Source organism: Arsukibacterium sp., from assembly GCF_033721375.1.
Classification (GTDB): domain Bacteria; phylum Pseudomonadota; class Gammaproteobacteria; order Enterobacterales; family Alteromonadaceae; genus Alishewanella.
The window spans coordinates 150,875-172,998 of sequence record NZ_JAWWAP010000003.1 but is presented as its reverse complement, the minus strand read 5'-3'; the positions used below and the strand labels follow the sequence as shown (position 1 = coordinate 172,998).

General features: G+C 45.5%; 17 protein-coding genes. 9 read left to right on the top strand and 8 right to left on the bottom strand.

The features are described 5' to 3' along the window. Nucleotides 1-29 precede the first annotated feature (29 nt). Nucleotides 30-557: a hypothetical protein gene (locus R3187_RS05900; RefSeq protein ID WP_318965779.1), complete on the top strand. Its 528-nt coding sequence runs from the start codon at nucleotides 30-32 to the stop codon at nucleotides 555-557. A 27-nt stretch (nucleotides 558-584) separates the two neighbouring features. Further along, complete coding sequence (locus R3187_RS05895; RefSeq protein WP_318965778.1) at nucleotides 585-917, top strand: DUF6488 family protein; 333 nt, start codon at nucleotides 585-587, stop codon at nucleotides 915-917. Between the two features lie 389 nt (nucleotides 918-1,306). Here R3187_RS05895 and R3187_RS05890 read toward each other — a convergent pair whose 3' ends face one another. After that, on the bottom strand, nucleotides 1,307-1,690 hold the full coding sequence (locus tag R3187_RS05890; protein ID WP_318965777.1) for a hypothetical protein: 384 nt from the start codon (nucleotides 1,688-1,690) through the stop codon (nucleotides 1,307-1,309). 334 nt (nucleotides 1,691-2,024) lie between these two features. Here R3187_RS05890 and R3187_RS05885 point away from each other — a divergent pair, with 334 nt between their 5' ends. Together R3187_RS05885 and R3187_RS05880 are read left to right on the top strand one after the other, a co-directional pair. Beyond that, nucleotides 2,025-2,591: a recombinase family protein gene (locus R3187_RS05885; RefSeq protein ID WP_318965776.1), complete on the top strand. Its 567-nt coding sequence runs from the start codon at nucleotides 2,025-2,027 to the stop codon at nucleotides 2,589-2,591. A gap of 322 nt (nucleotides 2,592-2,913) precedes the next feature. Then, on the top strand, nucleotides 2,914-3,684 hold the full coding sequence (locus R3187_RS05880) for a hypothetical protein (protein WP_318965775.1): 771 nt from the start codon (nucleotides 2,914-2,916) through the stop codon (nucleotides 3,682-3,684). 38 nt (nucleotides 3,685-3,722) lie between these two features. On the opposite strand, the gene R3187_RS05875 is transcribed toward R3187_RS05880, so the two are convergent. Together R3187_RS05875 and R3187_RS05870 are read right to left on the bottom strand one after the other, a co-directional pair. After that, the gene (locus R3187_RS05875) at nucleotides 3,723-4,208 is read right to left on the bottom strand and encodes a Mov34/MPN/PAD-1 family protein (protein ID WP_318965774.1); all 486 of its coding nucleotides are present in this window, start codon (nucleotides 4,206-4,208) and stop codon (nucleotides 3,723-3,725) included. Further along, complete coding sequence (locus R3187_RS05870; protein WP_318965773.1) at nucleotides 4,201-5,901, bottom strand: ThiF family adenylyltransferase; 1,701 nt, start codon at nucleotides 5,899-5,901, stop codon at nucleotides 4,201-4,203. Before R3187_RS05870 ends, R3187_RS05875 begins: the two co-directional genes overlap by 8 nt. 314 nt (nucleotides 5,902-6,215) lie before the next feature. On the opposite strand from R3187_RS05870, the gene R3187_RS05865 reads away from it, so the two are divergent. Further along, entirely contained in the window at nucleotides 6,216-6,536 is a 321-nt protein-coding gene (locus R3187_RS05865; RefSeq protein ID WP_318965772.1) for a helix-turn-helix transcriptional regulator, read from the top strand. On the opposite strand, the gene R3187_RS05860 is transcribed toward R3187_RS05865, so the two are convergent. Beyond that, nucleotides 6,533-7,393: an ImmA/IrrE family metallo-endopeptidase gene (locus R3187_RS05860; RefSeq protein WP_318965771.1), complete on the bottom strand. Its 861-nt coding sequence runs from the start codon at nucleotides 7,391-7,393 to the stop codon at nucleotides 6,533-6,535. The genes R3187_RS05865 and R3187_RS05860 overlap by 4 nt on opposite strands. 259 nt (nucleotides 7,394-7,652) lie before the next feature. Between R3187_RS05860 and R3187_RS05855 the strand changes: the two genes are divergently transcribed. Both R3187_RS05855 and R3187_RS05850 read left to right on the top strand, forming a co-directional pair. After that, nucleotides 7,653-7,997 (top strand): hypothetical protein, encoded by a 345-nt coding sequence (locus R3187_RS05855; RefSeq protein WP_318965770.1) that lies wholly within the window; start codon nucleotides 7,653-7,655, stop codon nucleotides 7,995-7,997. Between the two features lie 25 nt (nucleotides 7,998-8,022). Further along, nucleotides 8,023-8,832, top strand: a complete 810-nt coding sequence (locus R3187_RS05850) for a hypothetical protein (protein ID WP_318965769.1) — start codon at nucleotides 8,023-8,025, stop codon at nucleotides 8,830-8,832. A gap of 58 nt (nucleotides 8,833-8,890) precedes the next feature. Here the strand turns inward: R3187_RS05850 and R3187_RS05845 are convergent, their stop codons facing one another. Genes R3187_RS05845 through R3187_RS05835 form a run of 3 tightly spaced genes read right to left on the bottom strand, consistent with a single transcriptional unit; the run spans nucleotide 8,891 to nucleotide 14,655 of the window. Next, nucleotides 8,891-11,080 (bottom strand): DEAD/DEAH box helicase, encoded by a 2,190-nt coding sequence (locus tag R3187_RS05845; protein WP_318965768.1) that lies wholly within the window; start codon nucleotides 11,078-11,080, stop codon nucleotides 8,891-8,893. Next, nucleotides 11,077-12,387 (bottom strand): ATP-binding protein, encoded by a 1,311-nt coding sequence (locus R3187_RS05840; RefSeq protein WP_318965767.1) that lies wholly within the window; start codon nucleotides 12,385-12,387, stop codon nucleotides 11,077-11,079. The genes R3187_RS05845 and R3187_RS05840 overlap by 4 nt, the downstream gene beginning before the upstream one ends. After that, a complete protein-coding gene (locus R3187_RS05835) occupies nucleotides 12,388-14,655 on the bottom strand; it encodes a TerB N-terminal domain-containing protein (protein ID WP_318965766.1) in 2,268 nt (755 codons plus the stop codon). It abuts the gene before it with no gap. 750 nt (nucleotides 14,656-15,405) lie between these two features. On the opposite strand from R3187_RS05835, the gene sbcD reads away from it, so the two are divergent. Both sbcD and sbcC read left to right on the top strand, forming a co-directional pair. Continuing rightward, entirely contained in the window at nucleotides 15,406-16,659 is a 1,254-nt protein-coding gene (sbcD, locus tag R3187_RS05830; RefSeq protein WP_318965765.1) for an exonuclease subunit SbcD, read from the top strand. After that, nucleotides 16,656-19,679 (top strand): exonuclease subunit SbcC, encoded by a 3,024-nt coding sequence (sbcC, locus tag R3187_RS05825; protein WP_318965764.1) that lies wholly within the window; start codon nucleotides 16,656-16,658, stop codon nucleotides 19,677-19,679. The genes sbcD and sbcC overlap by 4 nt, the downstream gene beginning before the upstream one ends. Here sbcC and R3187_RS05820 read toward each other — a convergent pair. Next, nucleotides 19,669-21,990: an EAL domain-containing protein gene (locus tag R3187_RS05820; protein WP_318965763.1), complete on the bottom strand. Its 2,322-nt coding sequence runs from the start codon at nucleotides 21,988-21,990 to the stop codon at nucleotides 19,669-19,671. The two genes, sbcC and R3187_RS05820, sit on opposite strands and share 11 nt — an antisense overlap. Between the last annotated feature and the right edge of the window lie 134 nt (nucleotides 21,991-22,124).

The following is a 22,124-nucleotide window of genomic DNA, read 5'->3' as shown; positions in this document are numbered from 1 at the left end:
TTAATTTACTGAACAATGAAGAGAACACTATGCAACATACGGTAAGCACTAAAACCTTGATTAAAGCCAGCGTAACGGCGGCAGTTGTCGCTGTCATTGCACTGGTAACGTTAATTCTTCCTGCCGAGTACAACATTGACCCGACAGGTATTGGCAAACAGCTGGGCCTGACCAGTATCGCACAGGCGGCAAACGCTGAACCTGCTGCAGTACAGGCATTAGCAAAGGGCAGTGCTGAGTTTCAAACGATTGAAATCATAGTGCCGGCAGGTCGCGGCGTTGAGTACAAATTTGCCATGCCACAATACGCCAAAATGACTTTCGAATGGCTGACCGATGGCGAGCCTTTGTACTACGACCTGCATGGCGAGCCCGAAGGCGATACCACCGGATACTTTGAGAGCTACACCATCGCCACCAATAGTGAGGTTAAAGGCAGTTTTACCGCGCCTTTCGCAGGCTCACATGGCTGGTACTGGAAAAACAAGTCGGATAAACCGGTTGCGGTACAACTAATGGTAAAAGGCCAGTATGACGTCATTGGTCTAAAGCAATAATTCAACCTACATAACTTGGAGATTCAAATGAAAAAGTTAGTTTCAGCAGCTGCGCTGTGCTGCATATTAATCAGCGGCGGCGCATTGGCTCATGCCGATCACGGAATCATTAGCAGCCAACAGGCTGTGGCTATCGCGGTGAAGTCGGTGCAGCAGATGACGTTTAAAGATTTTGGTTTTGCTGTCGGCAAACTGGATACGTCATGGAAAGAGCTGGAAGCAAAGCAATTCTCGGTTGTTAGCATTGAAGAAGGCTTTTACATAGTGAGCGCAGTTAATAGCAGCAAAGCTGAACAGGTCTTTTTTAAAATTGCCAACAACGGCCAGGTATTAGATGTAAAGCCCGTTAATGAATTTTAGTTATCCGCTAAAGCTAAAGGCACTGTTAGTTCGCTAGCAGTGTCATTGCAAAGGTTATTTACTAATGCTTCCAAGTTTGGTTTACATTTTTAGCTGTTGTTAGCTGTTGTTAGCTGTTCTAAAGCATAGTGAACACCGATGCACAGTGCTTTGACAAGCCGAGGGACAAACTAATTGATGAAAGAAGTTGGTACAAATTTAACTAGCCAATTTAAATTTAGCGCACATAATCAAGTCAAAAAAAGTGTTTCAGTCTAATTTTTTGAGGAAACACAATTTGGTAACGTTGCCTTTCTGACTAAGTTTATGACGTTTCAACATTCAACTTGCTTGGTTTTATTGTGTCGTAAAATTACTGACAGACCCTCCCAATGTAATAGGATTATAAGTCAACAGCTCTGCAACCTGTTTTTGATGAATGTAATTGTGCTCTGATACTCGCTTAAAAGGCGATTGAAATCGTTATTTTTATAACGCTTTTGCCTTATTGCCGTTTTTAGTCTTTGGATTTCTTCGGGCGGTATTGTGTTGACAACTATCCCTTCAACATCAATACATACTCTATCAATTGCATCGATGAAGTCCTCATCCCGTTTTTCTAGTAGCGCTGTTTCGACACATATAGCGGCTTTATATAACTTCAACCTGTTTACGCTCTTATAGAGCGGAATATTTAATTGAAGCGCACGTTTAGACTGCGCAAGCAAGATTAGATACTCAATAACAAACTCCAGATCAGAGACATTGATTTTTGTAGAAGTTTGTTTAACCACATAAACCCCTTTGCCGTTATAAATATAACGGTAAAGATAGTATATTTCCCGATATTTGCAATGTTGTTTTCAACTTTCTCTTTTTGCGCTTTTCTATTGCTTGTCACAGCCACGGAAAGTACTCGGATAGTCTTCTTATATATGACCTGGTGGTAATAGTATCCGCAAAGCAATCGACCGTTTTCTTTACACTCACCGCCGGCCGCCAAATCAAATCACTCTAACCACAAAATGTGTAAATAAATTCTGTAAAGAAATCTATGTAAAGGTCAGGTACCTTTTCTATGCATTTGAGCTAGAATCCAAGGGATTAGTCGGTTGTCAGAGGTGTGCGATGATTGTTGGTTATGCCCGGGTGAGTACCCAGGACCAGTCTCTTGATCTGCAGAACGATGCGTTGAGAGCGGCAGACTGTGAGGAAATTTTCAGTGAGAAGATTACCGGTAAGCAAAGAGAACGGCCTGAATTGCAAAACTGCCTGCGGATGCTTCGTAAGGGTGATGTGTTGGTTGTTTGGAAACTGGACCGCCTGGCGCGTTCACTGAAAGACCTGGTTGAACTTATTTCTGAACTGGATTCAAAACAAGTTGGTTTTCGCTCAATTACTGAAGCTATCGATACCACCACCGCCGGTGGCAAGTTGGTGTTTCACATATTTGGCGCCTTGGCCGAGTTTGAACACAATCTTATCCGCGAACGCACACTTGCCGGTTTGGCTGCTGCCAGAGCGAGAGGACGCAAGGGTGGGCGCAAACCCTCAATGACTTCTTCCGATGTTCAGAAAGCTGCGGCAATGTTGTTGGATCCTAAAATAACGAAGACAGAAGTGGCAAAGCATTTCAGAGTAAGCAGGGTCACATTAAACAACTCACTCCGGACGTTATTGTGTGCTGAAAATTGAATAGGCGTTTGGGGACTATCTTTCTAAGGGTATTTAAAAATACAAAAGTCCCACTTGGGGACTTTTGATGTATCTTTACATTCTAGAGGTACACCGCAAAACCAGGGTTCGGCAGCTCCTCGAGGCTTACGTTCTAGAGGTACACCATAAAACAAACGTTCGATGGCTCCTCGAAGCTCGACGTGCAAATCTACAGTAGTCTTTCGTGATTTGCAAGCTCGAACTATTAATTGAGTGTACTAGAGGTTATACTTAATTCAAGTAACTAATTACATTAATTAAAAATTAGAACGCCTTTTTGCGTGAGACATTTGGGACAGTTATGAATTTTGAAGAAATTTTAGCCGCCGTTTCTGCCCCACGTTTGACATATTACTCACAGTACCTTAATTGCAACACAAACCCGAGCAAAGTTGGGGCATACTACTCTTTTTTGGAGCTTTCCGGTAAGTTTTTTCCTCTTATTCAGTTGATTGAAGTAAGTTTAAGAAATTCGATACATCAAATAGCCGCTACGCATTACAAGAACGCTCGATGGTATGAGGTGCACCCCACCTCAGAAAAATCTAAGTTATTAGTTTCTAACGCAATTCAAAAAGCACGAAGTGAGTTAAATTCAGTCCCCACTCCTGACGATATAGTGAGTAGATTAACGCTAGGATTCTGGGTGTACATGCTTGATTCTGAGTATCGAGATACAAAATCACCGTGCTATTTATGGACCCCTGAAAATAAAAAGAAAGTGTTTTCAAATGCTAGAAATGCTTGGGGAGCTGAGCTATCAATCAAGGCGATTTTCGAAGAGTTTCAGCAAGTTTTAAATTTGCGTAATAGGCTTTTTCATCATGAACCTATATGGAAAAAGCATGGTTGTAACTCTCTGGATATCGCCGTAAATAACGTAATGAAAAATTATGATTTTTTACTCAAAATTCTTGCTTTCATTTCACCTGCCAAGATAAAGCTTCTCACTGCAATGAAGACGCCTGAGAATTTTAAGAGCGAATGTACTATCGCCAGAGTAAATGCAATAATCCAAGAACTAGTTGGATTAGAAGTGCCAAAAGAGTTGGCAACTGAAGCTACCGTTTAACATGTGTTCTTACTTGAACTGTGAAAATGAGGTTCATTTCAATCTACGATGAGATACAAATTCTCATAATGGCAAGAGTAGAATGGCCAGATTTTCCTTTTACCGTGTACAAACTTAACACAATTAAAACTCCACTCTTCAGGATCAGAACCAATCACAACCATTACTGGGTGAGTACATCGCGCTTCAGTCGACAAGGCAATATTTAATAGCGTTTTTTCATCTTTTCGGCTTAAAGAAGGGGAACCGTTTGGGTGAGAGTGCCAATCACCTAAATAAGTCGTTTTGCCGTTGCTCAAGATAAACAGGCGTTCAATTTCTGCAAGCTGATAATCCTGATCCGGTTCGAAACTGTATCTACCTCTTTTAGCATCTGGGCCGGCATCAATAAGATCAGTCACGACAACATCGCCGTTGTCAGCAAAATAACCGAAGAAAGTACCTCCAGTTTCTAGTGGAGCATACTTCTCGATGTCTGTGATGATTTCATCTATGAAATGGCGACTTATCCAGAGGTTAGCCATGGCTATAATTAAAACCTTTCCAAGTTGGAGCTATTGGCCTTCCATCTGCCCATTGTTCCATAATGTAAACATCATCCTCAAATTGCCCATATGTGTCACCTTGCAACATTGAAACTGCAATTCGGCTTGCCATGTTTGACACATTATCGAGGTCGAACCCAGCGCCAGTGAATGTGGGATGAAAGCATCCTTTGGGTTGCACAAAACCTGATGGTTCTGTTGAAATAACATCCTCGGCGTGTTCTTCATTAAATCGAAACCACACATCATGTGTATAAGCACCAGGAGAGCGTCCTACGATACCACCCCACGCACCGTTAGTCGCACTACACCATACAAAATCGGTTGCCTGTTCATTACACAGACCAGAAAAATATTGATTAATATTTAACATTGCAGTGCAATCAATAATCAGGTCTGACTCTTTAATGATTTCTTGCTGTAAAAATTCGTGCTCACCTACGATAGAACCATCCTGGAGTTTGAAGGGCGCATTCGTACCAATTTCAATCTGATACTCTCTGATTTTCATGCCGACGAAATTTGAATTCAGTATGTTGGCTAACGCCTGTACCTTTGTTGCGCCAACCAAAGAGAGCCCGTTAATCCATCGAGAGAGGTTGCCAAGTTGGAGGTGGTCTTTATCGATAATTATCAGCTTTTTAATACCGGCTCTGGCAAGCTGAAACGCGACTTGTGAGCCAAGTGCACCAAGACCGATTAATGTAACTGTCTTATCAGCTAAACCCAAAAGCCTGGGGGTTCTCGCATATAATTGATCTGGGTGGAGGTAGTCAGTCCGGACAATACTACTTTTTCTATAATCTCTTCTATTTTTACGCCATTTACGGCGCACAAGAAATAGCCAGCTAGACTGGATATTTCCCCGAGAGGTTTCTTCGTCAAAACATACACCAATAATATCTGCTTCGACTTTCCCAAATTGAGAAAAAGATGGTAATGCGAGCTCCGGGAATTCACTGATCACTTGGCTCAATATCCCATCGGGGTCTACTGCACTTAACGGCTTTGACAACTTGACCCATCGTACAGGATGCCTAGTAGGAAATCTTTTGTGGTATTCCGTTTCATCCTCAAATACCAATTTACCTTTTTCATCAGATGCAGCTTTAAAGCAACCGGTAAAACACTCCGCATCACTTTCTTTAAACAGTTTGGTGCCTTTTACAAAGCTAATCTGCAGGTACCCTTTACCGCGATTTGGAAGATTTTCTGTATTTGTCGTTATGACAATGATCGAGCGAGGCTCCACATCCAACTGCCCACTGGGTTGATAACCCTCAAACTTATCTTCGTACTCTGAAATTACAGTTGGAGATTTATGTATCTCGTAGACTTGGGTAACTTGAGTTTGAAGCAGCCCAGCCAGGGTATCCCTCGCAATATTCCAATCGTTGTTTTTATCAGCGAACGTACAAATCGTTTTTCCCAAAGGTTCTAAGTGCCTTCCCGGGGGGAAGTTATGACTCGATATGAGTGGCGGAAAATATGGATAAGCCGAAGGATAGATGCATGTAAAATCAAGATCATCGCCATCAATGCGATACTTGACTTTAACAACAAGCTCGCCTTGACCCTTGGCGTGTTCGTCCACTTCGTACTGAGCGCCAATAGCTGCAAGACGATCAAGTTCGTCTTGCAGAATCTCTGGCTTATCTATAAACCAGACCATTATTTACCCCACTGGCCGTGAAGGCGGTTTTGGTGTTTCACCGGGCCGGCCCGGCGGGTTATCAGGTCGGTTACCTGGATTGTCTGGTCTTCCAGGTGGGTGATCTGGGCGATTGCCTGGGTTGTCAGGTTTGCTCATACAAGACTCCTTAATTTAATCAAAAAATCAGCTGCCTCAGAATTAAGTCGCTGAACAGGTAACTGTATACAGTTATTTAATTTCCGGCATACCGGAATTGAGTTTATATTCACACCGTTATATGCTATTGTCAATACATATTTTCCGGTATACCGAACTTAGTTCAGGAGATTGAAGTGGCAAACCAGTTGGGGAGTAAACTTAATAAACTCAGAAAAGAAAAGGGGTTTACATTAGAGTCTTTAGCAAAAGCCGCCAATGTAAGTAAAAGCTACTTGTGGGAGCTTGAGAACCGTGAAGTTAACAACCCCTCTGCGCAACGATTAGCGGCCATAGCTGATCAATTAGGTGTAACGGCCGATTTTTTCCTTGATGATGATACGAGTCATCCAGAAGAAAAGCATCTGGATGACGCTTTTTTTAGAGGATACAAAAGCCTTGGTTCACAAGAAAAAGAGCAGTTACGTAAAATCTTAGATGCATTTAAAAAGAGTTAAGCCTCAACTCGCGGTTTCCAGCAATCAAGATATTTTGGTAAAAGTAACAATGTGATAGTGCAATCGTACTGCTCAGAAAAGATCTTCATTTCGGTTAAATCAGCATCACTATCGGCATATTCAAACCATTTTTTGGCAGAGATCCCTCTGCCAATTCTATCCTCTGGCTCGTTGCTCAGCGATGCCAATGTTCCTTGTGGGATTTCTATAGTATTGCTCTTGGTCTTAAAATAGGCCCCGCTTTTTTTAGCGGCATTGCTTGAGCTCGCCCAATCCATATACCCATCTTTAGAGATAATTAAGACGGCCTTTTCTTCGGTATAACTCAGCCATTTTAATACTGCCGCTGTCAGTGAAACCTGATATCGCTCAGCGCAATTGCTAAACACATCAAAGTTAACATCGCCATTTAACTGCTCTCTAAAGTCATCTATGGGCATCAATAGATGCGATGCAAACTTATCGGCCTCTGCTTCGATATTTTTCCCGCCATCCCATTCAAGCATGTCTTCCTTACTGCATAAAAACTGCTCTTGTCGGTCTCGATGCAGCATGTAATGGCCTAACTCGTGCGCTTTTGTAAATCGGATGCGCCCATTTGAGGATAAGGTATCGTTATAGGCAATCATCCATTTCGATACATCGTCATTCGCTGCCAACATCCCCTCGAATCCTAGCAAACTGATAGGCGTAAGCTCTGTTATTGGGTCCTTCCATTTAAACAACTCAGCCGCCCCTTTTGCCATTGCATCGACATCAATTGGGAATCGGTCCACGCCATGAATTTCCTGCAACAGCATTGATGCTCTGTGGAGCAAGTTCGCTGCTTTGGGGGGGGCGAGATCTGTCGGTTTCAACTAATTCATCTCCTATGAACGCATTTATCCTGCCATAAAAATCTTCGAATGGAGCAAGAATATCAAACTCGACAGAGTATTCCGCTCCTCAGAAATTACTCATTTGGTTACTCACTGTATCTAATTTGGATCCAATGTAAACCTACAAAACACTTTTTGATCAAAGAATAATGATGTATTTTCAACTATCACTCGATTGAAAGGTGAGCTGTAAGTTTTTCAGCTATAGACTCAAGCATGCTTTAAGGAGGCATACAATTTGTCAAAGTTAGAAGCTCTTATCGATAACGCACAAGCGTATGCCGAAATGCATGCAAAACGTTGCTCTGAACTGGTTTCAAATGATGGCCTCGCAGCTGCTTTAAAATACTGTCAGGAGCAAGGGATAGAGCCTCCACAGTGTTCGCTTACAGCTGACTCTAGAAATGCCAAAATGCTCAGAGATAAAGCGACCAGAATGCTCTGTGAAACCAAATGGTGGAAACGGCGATTAGGCAATAAAGCAGGACGTGATTTTGAACATCGACAGATAATAGAAGGAAGAGTGACGAACATAATTTCGGATGAATCGTTGGAATACTATTTATCTAAAAAACGTCGATAGTATTCAGAGCGCCAGAAGGTCGAGTATGGTATTTAGAGATTTAAAAGGGAAGAAACTCACTCTGTTTGAGATGTGGCAACCATTTCGGCAATCAATATTACACCGTCACAAATTTTATGTCGAACAGGCTCGCGTTCGATTATTTTCGCAGTTCGACAATATTCAAGAGGATGCTTTTGAAGCTTCGGAGGAGTGGTTAGAGGCTCAGTCACGTCATTTCGATCCCGATAGACATGACCCAGCAGATTTATGTGAGCGCGCCAATAACATACAAATTGAGTTTTACCAGTTACTTGTCGATATACATGAAAGGACGCGCCTTAGCGTGGTTGCTGGTATTTATCATGAATGGGAAAAGCAATTCCGGCAATGGACTCATGATGAAATAAGACGTTGGTATCGCGGTGACAATGTACTGTCAAAGATATGGTCAGTCGACGTTGGAAAACTCGCAGAGCTCTTCGCCTGTCTTGGATGGAATTTTAAAAATGAAAGCTACTTTCCGAAGTTGAATGCATGTCGTTTGGTGGTCAATGTGTTTAAGCATGGTGACGGCAGCTCACTCAATAAACTTAAGCAAGATTATCCAGACTATCTGTTTAATCCATTGCAAAAGTTTGATGATATGTTCTCCGGTATAAATCATCTCGACCACACGGCATTAAAGGTTAGCGATGAGCATATCCGGGAATTTTCCGACGCGATAGCTGAGTTCTGGAAGGATGTACCCGAGAAAATAGTCGACTTACCTACAGCTTCGTTACCAAACTGGTTTAAGGATGCAGTTAAAAGTGATAAAAATGCCAACAACAACGAGGCTAATGTGAATCTATGAGATTGGGGCAGGTCCACCTTATTAAGAACTGCAACAAACAAAGGTATCAGATTATATCTCACCTATTGGTGAACCAAGATTTTGTTCTGCTCAAATCAAACGCCTTTGCACCATATCCAAGCGAGATGATTTTTTCAGGTAAGAACTCGTCAAATTTATCTACTCTTTTCTCCAGTACACTATCTGCAAGCTCTGCTGCGTTTGGAAGTGCATTCATCGATAGGGATCGCAATGAAGCCGCTACATCGCTTAAAGACGTTTTGCTGACCTCTATAACCCCTGCGTATGCACCCGCTTCGTATCCATTCATAATGAGTAGGGCAGCTATCGTGTTGACGACTTTGTCACCATGCCATGTAAAAATGTATACATCATTACCGTGTTGAAGCAACGAATTCTGTCGTAGTTCTGCCTCGTTAAAAAATGCCACGCTCTCTCTAAATAGTTCTTTTGCGTCGGCATCAGCAAAGTCTATTTTTTGGTCAGCAACAGCAATTCGGTAATCGCCCTCACTTAAAATTCTAAACATTTCCTGGCGCACCACGTCATGCACTGACATACCACTACCGCCAAATTTCGGAGGCTTCCCCCCTTTGGCGTGTTCAACATAAATCGTCTTTTTGTCGCTATCGATATCTTTGACTATCCACCTTTTTCCGCCAAAAATTATGTGTTGGCCAACGAGTACCAAAGAGTCGATAGGCAACGTACCAAGCGTTTTGCTACCACTGACAATCCTGAATTCTTCAGGGGTTTTGAACACGGCATAGAATGAGTAATGCCCGGTTATTCGTTCGCCTAATACGCCTAAAACTAACTCTCCACTGCCAAGCTGAGTAATTAATTCTGAGCTACCCATGTGCAGCAGAACCGCCTTGTAGTCGGCTGCAGAAACATTTTGGAAAGGCCCTTCTTTGCAGAGCAGGTTATACAACTGATCGGCTCTAATACCCCCCCACTGTGCAATAACTGCGAGGATCTGATGTAAGAGTGTAGAAAAGTGATAAAGGGAAGTATCTGCCGGTTCGTACCATTTACTGCTAATCAATAGCCTGATCATTGCAAATGACTGTATTAGCTCTAAACGAAGTTTATCAACAACACTCGAATCTTTAGTCAGTTCGTCTTCTGCAATCAACATTCGCAGAATAGAGGGGCCTCCACGGCGGCCAGAACGCCCCATTCTTTGGCGAAGACTTGAAACAGAGTGAGGGGCAGTAACCTGGACAACCGAATTAACTTTTCCAATATCAATACCGAGTTCCAAAGTCATGGTGCATACCGCGGTTGTTGGATATTGCTCTTGCTGAAGACGCTTTTCGAGGCTTTCCCTTAGTTCTTTAGACAGTGAACCATGGTGAGGAAAAAACTCATTAGGTACATGTTGTTGGTCACACATGTCGCTTAACGTTGCCGCGATGCTCTCCGTTCTATTGCGGCTGTTGGCAAAGACAAGGTGGTTTCCACCGCGGCAAAATTTAAAGAGATCCTGACAAATTTTGTATTCAGCATCGATGGGTTCTTTGACGTCTACCTGAGCAGGATTAATGTAGCCTTTGACCTGGACTTTAAGTGTCGATACAGAGTTTGAGTCTCTGATAATTTTGCATGGTAACGATTGATTAGGTCGCAAAGCCAAAGGGACTTTCTCTATCTCACCAAGCGTAGCACTTAACGCCACCCTTGGAATGGGGGACTTTAATCGTCCTAGAAGATGTTCAAGTCTATGTAGTAGCGAGAGCAAATGGTGTCCACGTTCTGAGCCTAAAAAGGCATGGAACTCGTCAATGACAACGTATTTTAGATGAGAAAAAGCCGACTTAACCCAGCCGGCATCACGAATGAGTAGTGACTCAAGTGACTCCGGCGTGATTAAGACAATGCCAGCAGGAGAGGTTTTCAACTTATTTTTTTTGCTCTGAGGGCTATCTCCATGCCATGGCGTAACCGGCATATCAAGTAAGTCTGATAGGCTTTCCAAGCGCCGGTCTTGGTCATTTATTAGAGCTTTAAGGGGACTGATATAGAGAATACCAACCCCTTCCTGTTGTTCTGCAATAGCACTTATTGCCGGGAGAAAAAACGCCTCGGTCTTCCCTGCGGCAGTTGATGCACTGATTAAAACATCCATTTTAGCAGATAAAATTGGCTCTATAGCAAGACTTTGGATCTCTCTGAGTCCAGACCAACCTTGCTGAAAAATCCAACGCTGAACTCTGATGTTCAGCTTCTCGTGCTCGTCTCTCATAGCTTAAAGTCGGCCAGATCATCCTCGGTATCTTCGATATCAAGCTCTACATCGGAAGGTTTTTCTTCTTCAATAGCCACAGAAGCGACCAGATTATTCCAGGCAATATTCGGATTCTGATCGATAACCGCCAGCATGTCTAGGAATGCCTTAATGGTGTTTCTGGGCGTTCTAAAGTATGCATCGCCGATAGTTTGGCTACAGTGTTTTAGAAACGCCTTTAACGACTCATCAGGAACAAGATACTTACTTTCATCACCTTCAGCGTAAACATGACGCAAGTTTTTCAGCAGGATGTAGAGCTCTTCCGGCGTTAAACTCGCAAGATGTAATGCAGGGGAGGAGTAATCGATAACACCTGCTTGTTTAGCAAAGGTGTTGCCAGCAAGCCTTGATTGCAAAGCTTCATAGCTATACAGACCTTTCCTGGGATCGAGAAGGAACTCAGGTGTGCCGCCAAGCAAGAAACCCAAGTGCTCTGCTGTACCTTGGAGACAGTCATTAAGAATTCGCAATATTTGTTCGTAATTTGACGTTCTGGCTGTAGTGTTATTCAACTTATAAAGGTTAACCAGCTCATCAAGGTTTACCAATAGACCCTGATAGCCGGCTTGGCGTACAAACAGACTCATTAGCTTAAGTGAGTCATAAAATGATGCGTCCGATATGATGGTTCTTACACCAAGGTCGTTGCGAGCATCGGTTTTAGTGGAGTATTCCGCGCGTAACCATTTAATGGCGTTTGCTTTAAGCTCTTCGTTATCAGCTTCATGCGCATTCCAATAGGCCTCAATAACCTTAGCAAAGTCATATCCACCAACAAGCTCAGAAAGTGATGATAGCTTTTCATGAATAACAGCGTTGATGCTTTTACTGCTGCTGTCTGCCTCCATCCGGGCTTCTGTGATAAATTTTTCAACAACACTCGTCAGCGCATTGCCATCCGGCTTATTACGAGTGGACATGTTACGCATCAGCTCTGAATAAAGGTTTCTTGCCTGACCAGCCGAGGCGTGGATCCGCCTGTCAGGTGACAAGTCGGCGTTGACAGTTACCAGCTTTCTTTCTAACGCAATTGCTCTTACTACACTCAAGAAGAATGTTTTCCCAGAGCCATACTCACCGATAATAAGCCTGAAGGCGGAGCCACCGTCTGAGATCCGCTCAATATCTTGGATCATGGCTTTAAGTTCATTCACCCGGCCAACTTGAATATGTTGGATCCCAACCTTGGGTGTTACGCCAGATTTCAGAGACTGGATAATTGCATCTCTTTCCTTAGCTCGAATTTTCTTAGCAATCATCATTTACCCCTTTAACTCTTCAACAATTTCGAGATCAATATAAATATCTCCATCGTCATCCAGCACCGGTGCATCGACTTTTTCGTATGCCCAATCATTAATCGTTTCGATAGCACCATCAATCATCAGTTTTAGCTTGCTGCAAAGCTCGTGAACGTCATTACGAGACCATACGGCCTTAGTTATGAGCTGGTCAAACAAGGCTTTGTGAGTCATATCCAGACTACCTTCCTGAGTAGCTAATTGGCTTATTTGTTCGGTGTCAGGCTCATCATCCAGCGCAAAAATATTTGCCAACATCAACTTGGCATCACTGGTATCACTCTCGTGCATTGCCAAAATGTCTTCATCCAGTTGGAATATCTCTTTGCTTTGGTCAACGCCTGATCTCGCAGATGATTTTGATTTCCAAGTAGTTGTCACATTGTGAATGTCACTTGCGACAAGTGATTTATCAAGTCCCAAAGAGGTATAAAGCTTTTCAATTTGCTTGATTTCGGATGCATCTACCTTGCCGTCAGCAAGGGCAATGGAAATGATGAACTTCTTCAGAAACTCAATTTGAGTAGCGTTTAATAACTCTATTCTTGTACTCAATCCTACGGTGTTAGCGGGACTATTTAGCCGCCATGTTAGGTAAGCAGATAAAGAGTTTTTTTCCGCTGGCGACAATTTATCATCATGCTCAATGAGCTTACGTAGAGTTTGTTCCTCATCATGATCAACAATGTCGTCAATAGTTGCCACCATTGCGCCTAGTCTTAAGGCGAGCATTACCTGATGATAAGCTGGGCTGGGCTCAAAAAACTCTCCATGGCCAGGCGAGAACAAGACGATATTTCCGTCTGCTTTGAATTTGGTGAGATGAAAACGTTGGTCGGGTGCAATTCCTATATCTGCTTTAGCCGCGAGATTAGTCAATAGTTCAATCTCTTTTTTATTAATGGCCTTCGGCAACGGCGTTCCTGTATGAGACCAAAACTCCTGAACGGTTGTCAGTCCCTTATTATTCTGGATCAGTTGTACAGCCCATAGCTTGAATGATTCGATAATAGGGGAGTTTGATTCATTTGCTAACTCTTTAGACAATAGCATTAATGCTGCAATATCGTTCTTAGAGGTATCTGCTTTACCTAAATAACGACTGTAACTGTTCAGTTCTTCTGTGCACTGCTCTGCAATGGGAATGAGTTTGTTAATTGGTGCTTTTAAAAGACTTGGGTCCGGTAAATCGTGTTTATTGATTTCAATACTGTGAATGCCATTATTCGCAGGATGGTAAGACAGCGATAGCTTGGTTTTATTTGGCTTAACCAACATGCCATTGCCGAATTTTTTAGTAAACCTTATATTGAACAACTTTCTGAATTCGTCTTCACATCGACGTGCAGGCGTTTTCAAAGAATACTCGAATGTGTTTTTTAGCCAGTCTAGTGCCAAGTCTGCGTCAACAGGCTGACCGCTTGCTATCGTAGTGGCAAGTTTTACTTTAAATGAAAGCCCATTGCTGGTTTCCGGTATTTCCTTCGCCCTGTGCTCAAGCAGATGGGGTCTTATCAAAGCCATTAACTCGAGGAAATTTGCCGAATACCCTCTAAAAGAACGGTTTGTACTGAACACTTTATTAAGACGTAGCACCTCCTCAAATATGGTAAGGAACTCTTGATCTGAAATCAGATTATTTGCTCGGTTTTCAATAATCCGTCTCTCGAATCCATAAAAGTAAATAAATACATATCCAATCGGAGTAGTTGGGTCAGAACGATAAGATGCTAAGAAGTCGAGATATGCTCCTCTACAACCTTTTGAAATGGATGCATAGCTTGGCCAGTATCCTAGCGTGTCATCGGTATATAAATGTGATCCGACGTTCGTAGAACTTACTAAAGCAGGTCGTTTTTCATCGACCAAAGAGGGCTCTATTCCGAACTCGGAGAGGGAGTTCATAACTCCGCCGAAATAAAAAAGTCCTTTTTCTATTGTTCTTCCCTTAACAGTCAGTTGTTCATTCTCATCAAGCCAGCGGCCCTTTTGTTTGTTAGACGATTTTTCGCTTTCTCTACCAAAACTTGTGTGAATAGTAAAAGTTGCAAAGTCATCATTATCACTGTGGGAAACTGTCGTAGAGCGAGTGCTAGTTGGGTAGCTGCTATGAGTATCTAATTTGGCTGTCCTATTAGTAGCAGAGCGATTAGTTGAGTTAGGTGTAGGTTTTGCTGATATGATTTTGTAAAGGAAATAAATGACTATAGCCCCTATAACGAATTCCATTTTCTTGTCCTTATGACCGCTGGGAGTATTCACTTTGTAGCTTTATTAGAGCCTGTTTTTTTCCTAAAATAAACACTTTAACAACTTTCATTTTCAATTAGACGTTGGTAGATCTGGTAAAAGTTGATCTAACCAATTAAGACAATAGTTCATTAAAGTAGTAAATAGCCGTTCATATTGTTAATCTTATTAAAGACTGCTAAAGGGTATTCAGCATATTTTTGAACATAAAACGAGTCTGCTACGGTGTTCAAAAAAGCAGATTTTCACATTCGCTCAGTGGAAAGTAATGCAGTCAGTACCTCAGTTGCTTTCTAAAAGCGAGCTGTTTTGTTGTTGGATGAAGTACCCTAAACACTCCATTGAAGACCGTTTTTTTAGTGACTGTGAGTGAGTTTTAAGTCAATATACTACAAGTACAGTATATGTTTGCTTGGTTTTATTGTGCAGTAAAATCATGGGAAAGGCCGACGTTTGAAACATAAAATGTAGAGTCGAGCCACGCAGGGTGTATTTGAAATGGGTAAATGTAAAGTCGTTGAGGGCTTTTAAGCAGGTCTTTACATTTTGAACGTATCAGGATGGGGTAATCGATTAGTATGTTGATTTACATAGATAACTGTCTTTACATTCTAGTAAGTGTAATAGTCCCGTTCTGATAACGAAACCTGATAAAAAGCCTGCTTAGTCAGGCTTTTTACTTTAGTTTGGCGGTTCTCTAAGCGGGTTCTCTAGGCGGATAGTGCTGGCATGCGAATTCTTCACAGCTCTGACTGGCATTTAGGCCAGCATTTTATTGGTAAAAGCCGCGCCGCCGAGCATGCGGCTTTTTTGCGCTGGCTGGTGGCGCAGGTAGATGAGCTGAACATTGATGCGCTGATTGTCGCCGGTGATGTTTTCGATACTGCTACCCCACCCAGTTACGCCCGCGAGTTATATAACCAGTTTATTGTTGATTTGCAGCCAACGGGCTGCCAGCTGGTTATTTTAGGGGGTAATCATGACTCGCCGGCAGTACTGGCTGAAAGCAAACAGCTGCTGGCCAGGCTGAATACCAGCGTAATACCGACGGTGCCCGCTGAGTTATCCGAACAGTTAATCGTATTAAAAAATAACAGTGACCAGCCAGGCTGTTTGCTGGCCGCAGTGCCGTTTTTACGCTCGCGTGATGTACTGCAAAGCCAGGCGGGCCAGAGCGGTCAGCAAAAGCAGCAGCAGCTGCAGCAGGCTATTGCTGAGCACTATCAGCAGTTATTTAAACTGGCACAGCAGTACAATCAGCAACATCAGCAGCAGTTACCGATAATGATGACCGGCCATTTGACCACTGTTGGAGTCAGCCAGTCCGAGTCGGTACGCGATATTTATATTGGTACCTTAGAAGCCTTTTCAGCCAGTGCTTTTCCGCCTGCCGACTATATTGCGCTCGGTCATATTCATCAGGCGCAGCAGTTGAACAGCAGCACCGATATCCGCTACAGCGGCTCGCCGATAGCGCTGAGTTTTGATGAAGCGCGCCAGCAAAAGCAGCTGTGGTTAATTGAATTTGATGGTAGTGATAAAACTGTCAGCAGTATTGTTGTCCCGTGCTTTCAGGCGCTGGCCAGTATAAAAACCGATTTAGCCCGCTTACCGGCGATGCTTAAGCCGCTTTTGGCCAGCATCACCGGTGACGAACGGCTATGGCTGGAAGTGGTAATCAGCAGCAGCGATGGTTATTTAACTGATTTGCAGCCGAGGGTGGAGAAATTGCTGAGCGAGCTGCCGGTAGAGCTGTTAAGGCTGCGCCGCGAACGCACCAGCAGCGGAGCCAGCCTGGCGCAACTTGAGCAAACCAGCCTGGCAGAGCTGTCGCCGGCTGAGGTCTGGCAGGCCCGGCTGGCTGATGAAGTATTAACCGCAGAGCAGCAGCAACAACTGACAGCGTTGCATCAGCAGGTGGTTGCCAAAGTGCTGGACCAGACGCAGCCCGTGGCTGAGGGCAATAAGGAAAGCGGCGAATGAAAATTCTGGCGGTAAGGCTGCAAAACCTTAATTCGCTGCGCGGAGAATGGATCATTGATTTTCGGCTGCCGCCGTTTGACAGCGCCAGTTTATTTGCCATAGTCGGCCCGACCGGCGCCGGTAAAACCACTATCCTCGATGCCATTTGTCTGGCGCTGTATCATCAGACCCCCCGCTTAAAAACCTCGCCCACCAGCAACGAGCTGATGAGCCGGCATAGCAGCGACTGTCTGGCTGAAGTCGAGTTTGAGGTGGCAGGTCTGGGCTACCGGGCATTCTGGAGTCAGCGCCGGGCCCGTGGTCAGGCAGAGGGAAATTTACAGCCGGCGAAAGTCGAGTTGGCGCGGCTCGATGGCACTATTCTGGCCGAAAAAACCAATGAAAAGCTAAAACTGATTACGGAGCTGACCGGCCTGGATTTTGGCCGCTTTACCAAATCGATGCTGCTGGCGCAGGGCAGTTTTGCGGCTTTTTTAAATGCTGACGCCAATGAGCGGGCCGAATTACTGGAAGAGCTGACCGGCACCGACATTTACGGCCGCATTTCAGAACAGGTATTCAGTGATGCGCGTGAGCAGAAAACGGCGCTGGAACTGCTGCAGGCTAAAGCATCGGCAACCGAGCTGCTCTCTGCAGAGCAGCAGCAGGCACTAACGGCTGAACTGGCAGCAGTAAAAGCGCAGCTCAGTGAGCAGCAACATGCGATAAATCAGCAACGGCAACTGCTGCAATGGCGCCAGCAGCTGACTGCCGCTGAACAGGCACTTACGCACAGCAGACAGGAAGTTACAGAGCTCAAAGCAGAGCACGCCAGACAACAACCGCGGCTGGCCCGGCTGCAATACCATCAGCCGGCCAGTAAACTGGCACCGCTTTATCAGGCTGTACAACAGACAACGCAGCGCAAGCAGGACTTGCAGAGCAATCAGCAGCAGCTGCAGCAAAACCTGCAGGCAGGCCATACTGAGCAAGGTGTGCTGCTGTGGCAGGGCTGGCAAACTCTGCAGGCCGAACAGCAACGGGCGAAACAACAACAAAATAAACTCAGCGAGCAGCAGCAGACATTGCAGCAACAACAGCAGCAACTGGCAAACGAGCTACAGCAGCAAACTGATACCCATAAATCTTTACAGCAACAACTGGCAAAGCTGGCCAGCGGTGCTGATGTTGCAACATTGCGCCGGCAGCAACAACAACTACGCGACCGGCTGTATCAGTTACAACAGGCCGGGCACTTGCTGGCGCAGCAACTTAAGTGGCAACAGCAACAGACAGATTTGCAACAGCAGCTTGGCAGCAAACAACAGCAACTGGCACCGTTGAGCGAGCAGCTGAGTACGTTACGCCACCGCTTTAAAAGCCTGACTGAACGAATCAGCGATAAAAAGCAGCTGCTTGCGCAACAACAGCTGATTATGCAGCTATCGGAGCACAGAGCCAATTTGCAGCCACAGCAGCCTTGCCCGCTTTGCGGTAGCACAGAGCACCCTGCGGTCAGTGAATATCAGCAGCTGGATAGTTCGGCTACTGCCAAACAGCTTGCGGCAACAGAAGCAGAACTGACTGAGGTGCAACGTGCCGGCGAAGCAGCGCGTACCCGCCAGGCAGAGCTGATGACGGCAACAGAGCAATTGCAGCAGCAGGCAGTGCGGCAACAGACTGAGCTGGATGAACTCAATAGTCAGTTACAGCCGCTGCTGCAGGACCTGACTGAGCTATCAGCCTCAGCAGGCAACACTGAAATAAATGAACATTTAAAGCAACTGCAGCAGCAACTGACGGCTAACGAGCAGCAGTTAAGCCAGCTGGAACAGTTGCAACAGCAGTTGCAGCAACTGACAACTGAGCAGCAGCAAACCGAGCGTAAGCAAACTGAAGCAGCCCATCAGCTGGCGTTACTGGCCCGGCAACAACAAAGCCTGACTGAACAACAGCAGGCCCGCAGCAGCGAGCTGAACAATTGGCAGCAGCAATGGCAGGCGCTGCAACAAGCTGCACCGACAGCTGCAGCTGCAGCTGCCTCTGCTGATCTGGCGGCGCTGACCAGCCAGTTACAACAACTTCAGCAACAATTGCAGCACTATGCCGGACAGCAGCAGCAATTACAGCGCCAGCTGGAGCAGGCCACCGTCGAACAGCAGCAGGCCAGTAAGCAATGGCAACAGGCGATTGCTGCCAGTACTTTTAACGATGAAGCTGCTTTTCTCAGCGCCTTACTCAGTGATGCTGAGCTGACTGAGCTCAGCGCTCTGCAACAACAACTGCAACAAGCTGAGATTGCCGCTAACCGGCTATTGGCCGACAGGCAGCAACGTGTTGATGAACTGGCCGCACAGCAACTGTGCAGTGAAGCTCAGCCCCAATTAGAGCAACAGTTGCAGCAGCTGGAGCAGCAGGTACAGCAGCTTACCGAGCAGCAGGGCCGGCTGCAGCATCAGCTAAGCAGTGATCAGCAGCGCCGGACGGCCCGCCAGAGCTTGCTGGCAGAGATCGAGGCTGCAGAGCAGCAACTTGCGCTGTGGCAGCGGCTGAGCAGCCTGATTGGTTCGGCTGACGGTGCTAAATACCGCCGTTTTGCTCAGGGCCTGACGCTGCAGCAGTTAGTCATCCTGGCCAACCGTCAATTGCAGCTGCTACATAATCGTTATCAGCTGGCACGACACCCGACTGCAGAGCTCGAGCTGCAGGTGCTGGACACCTGGCAGGCTGATGCTGCCCGCGATACCAAAACCTTATCCGGTGGCGAGAGCTTTCTGGTAAGCCTGGCACTGGCGTTAGCCTTGTCAGATTTAGTCAGTAATAAAACCAGTATTGATTCGCTGTTTCTGGATGAAGGCTTTGGTACGCTGGACGCCGATACCCTGGAAAGTGCACTGGCTGTGCTGGATCAGCTTAATGCCAGCGGTAAAATGATAGGGATTATCAGCCATGTCGAGGCGTTAAAACAGCGGGTGCCGGTACAAATAAGGCTGGAGAAGCAACAGGGGCTCGGTTACAGCCAAATCCGGATCAGTCGTTAGCCGCTTCGTCAGCGGCGCGTTGCTGTTGCAGTAAGGCGGCAAATTCGGCTGCCGGCACCGGTTTACTGAAATAGTAGCCCTGGTAGTAATCACAATTTTGCTGACGCAAAAAGGCCAGCTGCTCTGCTGTTTCCACCCCTTCAGCCAGCACTTTAAAGCGCAGGTTATGGGCCAGATCGATGATGGCTTTGGCAATGCTCTGATCATCTTCTGCCTGCGGCAGGTTTTCAATGAAGCGCCGGTCAATTTTCAGCACGTCCAGTGGCAGCCGTTTTAAATAGGCCAGTGACGAGTAACCGGTACCAAAATCATCGATTGCCAGCTTAATACCCAGCGCCCGCAAAGCCATAATGGTTCTGATTACCACATCTTCGTCACCCATTAACGCATTTTCGGTGACTTCCAGTTCCAGACAGGCCGGGTCAAACCCCGTTTCCTGCAAAATGGCCGTTATTTTCTGCTGCAAATCGCCTTTATTAAATTGCTGTGCTGAAACGTTGATTGCCAGATTGATATTTGCCAGGCCCTCCAGCTGCCAGGCTTTGCCCTGACGGCAGGCCTGTTGCAAAACAAACTGGCCAATAGGATGGATAAGACCGCTGGCTTCGGCCAGCGGGATAAAGCTGTCCGGACTTATCATGCCATCAACAGGATCAAGCCAGCGTAGTAATACTTCAGCACCAATAATCCGGCCGCTGCTGATCTCCAGCTGCGGCTGATAGTAACAGGTTAAGTGGTTCTGTTTCATGGCACTGCGTAAGCGCTGCTCCAGCACCAGCCGTGCCCTGGCCTGCATTGTCAGGCTGTCAGAGTAAAAACTGTAGGTATTCCGGCCATCGGCTTTAGCCCGGTACAAGGCGGCATCAGCGCCCTGCAATAACGCTTCTGCACTGTCGGCATGAATGGGGTAAATGCAAATACCGATTGATGCAGCCACGTTAACATCGGCTTGCTGTCCCAACGTAAAGGGGGCATGCAATTGCTGCAGAATTTTATCTGCCACTCTGGCGGCGTCTTCCGGCTGTGCCAGTTGCTCAACCAGAAATACAAATTCATCACCGCCGAGCCGGGCCAGGGTATCGGTTTCGCGGCAACACAGATTCAGCCGCTCGGTAACCTGCAGCAGCAGGCTGTCGCCGGTTTGATGGCCAAAACTGTCGTTAATATCTTTAAAATGATCTAAATCCAGAATCATTACCGCCAGAAATTGCTGATTGCGCTTTGCCAGCTTAACTGCACTGGCTAAGCGGTTACTGAAATGCTGCCGGTTGGGTAACTGCGTTAATGAATCGAATTCAGCTAAAAAGGCCAGCTCTTTCGCCTGGCGTTTACGCTCTGTTAAATCAATGTCGATACAGAAAATCTGCGGTGGTTTGTCTGGCAGTTTTACCACGGCATGATTAGAGAATACACTAATCAGGGAGCCATCTTTGCGCTTTAACGTCAGCTCTTCTGCGGCGATGGGCTCTGCGTGTTCGGCCATATAGGTTATGGCCTGGCGTACTTCAGAATGCGCTTCTTCGGGGATAATTAATTCCAGCAAGCTGCGGCCCAGAGCTTCTTCTTTGCTGTACCCATAAATCAGCTCGCTGGCGCGGTTCCAGTATATGGTAGTGCCATCCTGATCATAGCCCTGCACTGAAATTTGTGGTGCATTGTCCAGTAAGGTTCTGAAGCGTAATTCACTTTCCAGCAGTTGGCGTTCTGCCAGTTTCTGTGCTGAGATATCCTGAACTACCGCAATAAAATAGGGCGTGTCGCTTTGGGTCTCAGGTGCTTTGGCCACCGCCAGTTTTACCCAGATGCTATCGCCTGCTTTGTTAAAGTAGCGTTTTTCTAAGGTGTAGCTGCTGGTTATGTCCTGTGCCAGCTGATTAAACTGGTGCTGATCCTGATCTAAATCTTCCGGATGAGTTATCTGCTGAAACGACATGCTGAGCATTTCAGCCTGGCTGTAGCCGAGCATAGCCGCGAAATGCTGGTTTACCTGTAAAAACTTGCCATCCGGGCCGGCATGAGCAATGCCGGCAGCAGCGTGGTCAAAGGTCAGGCTGAACGCTTGTTCACTTGCCTGCAATGATGCGGTCAGGCGCTGATGCTGGCGTAACAGCAACCACGCCAGTAATCCGGTCAACGCAACATAAAATATTCCTTTGTAGGTTTGATAACGGAAAAGTTGTTCTGAATTGTCTGTTAGCATAAACAGCAGTTGATCGCTGAACAATATCCAGATCACGCCAAGCAGAACATACATCAGCACACCCATAATTGGGTACAGACGCAGCATTCTGGCGGAGCGTTTGTGTTTCATCGTTTACATCTCTGCTGCAAATAGTGTGGCGCAGTTAATGGGCGGTTAGGAAATTAAGCATAGTTTAAAAATTAAAATTAAAAAACTTATTTGATTAAATTCTCATTAAATAATAATGCCTTAGCCGGGGAAGC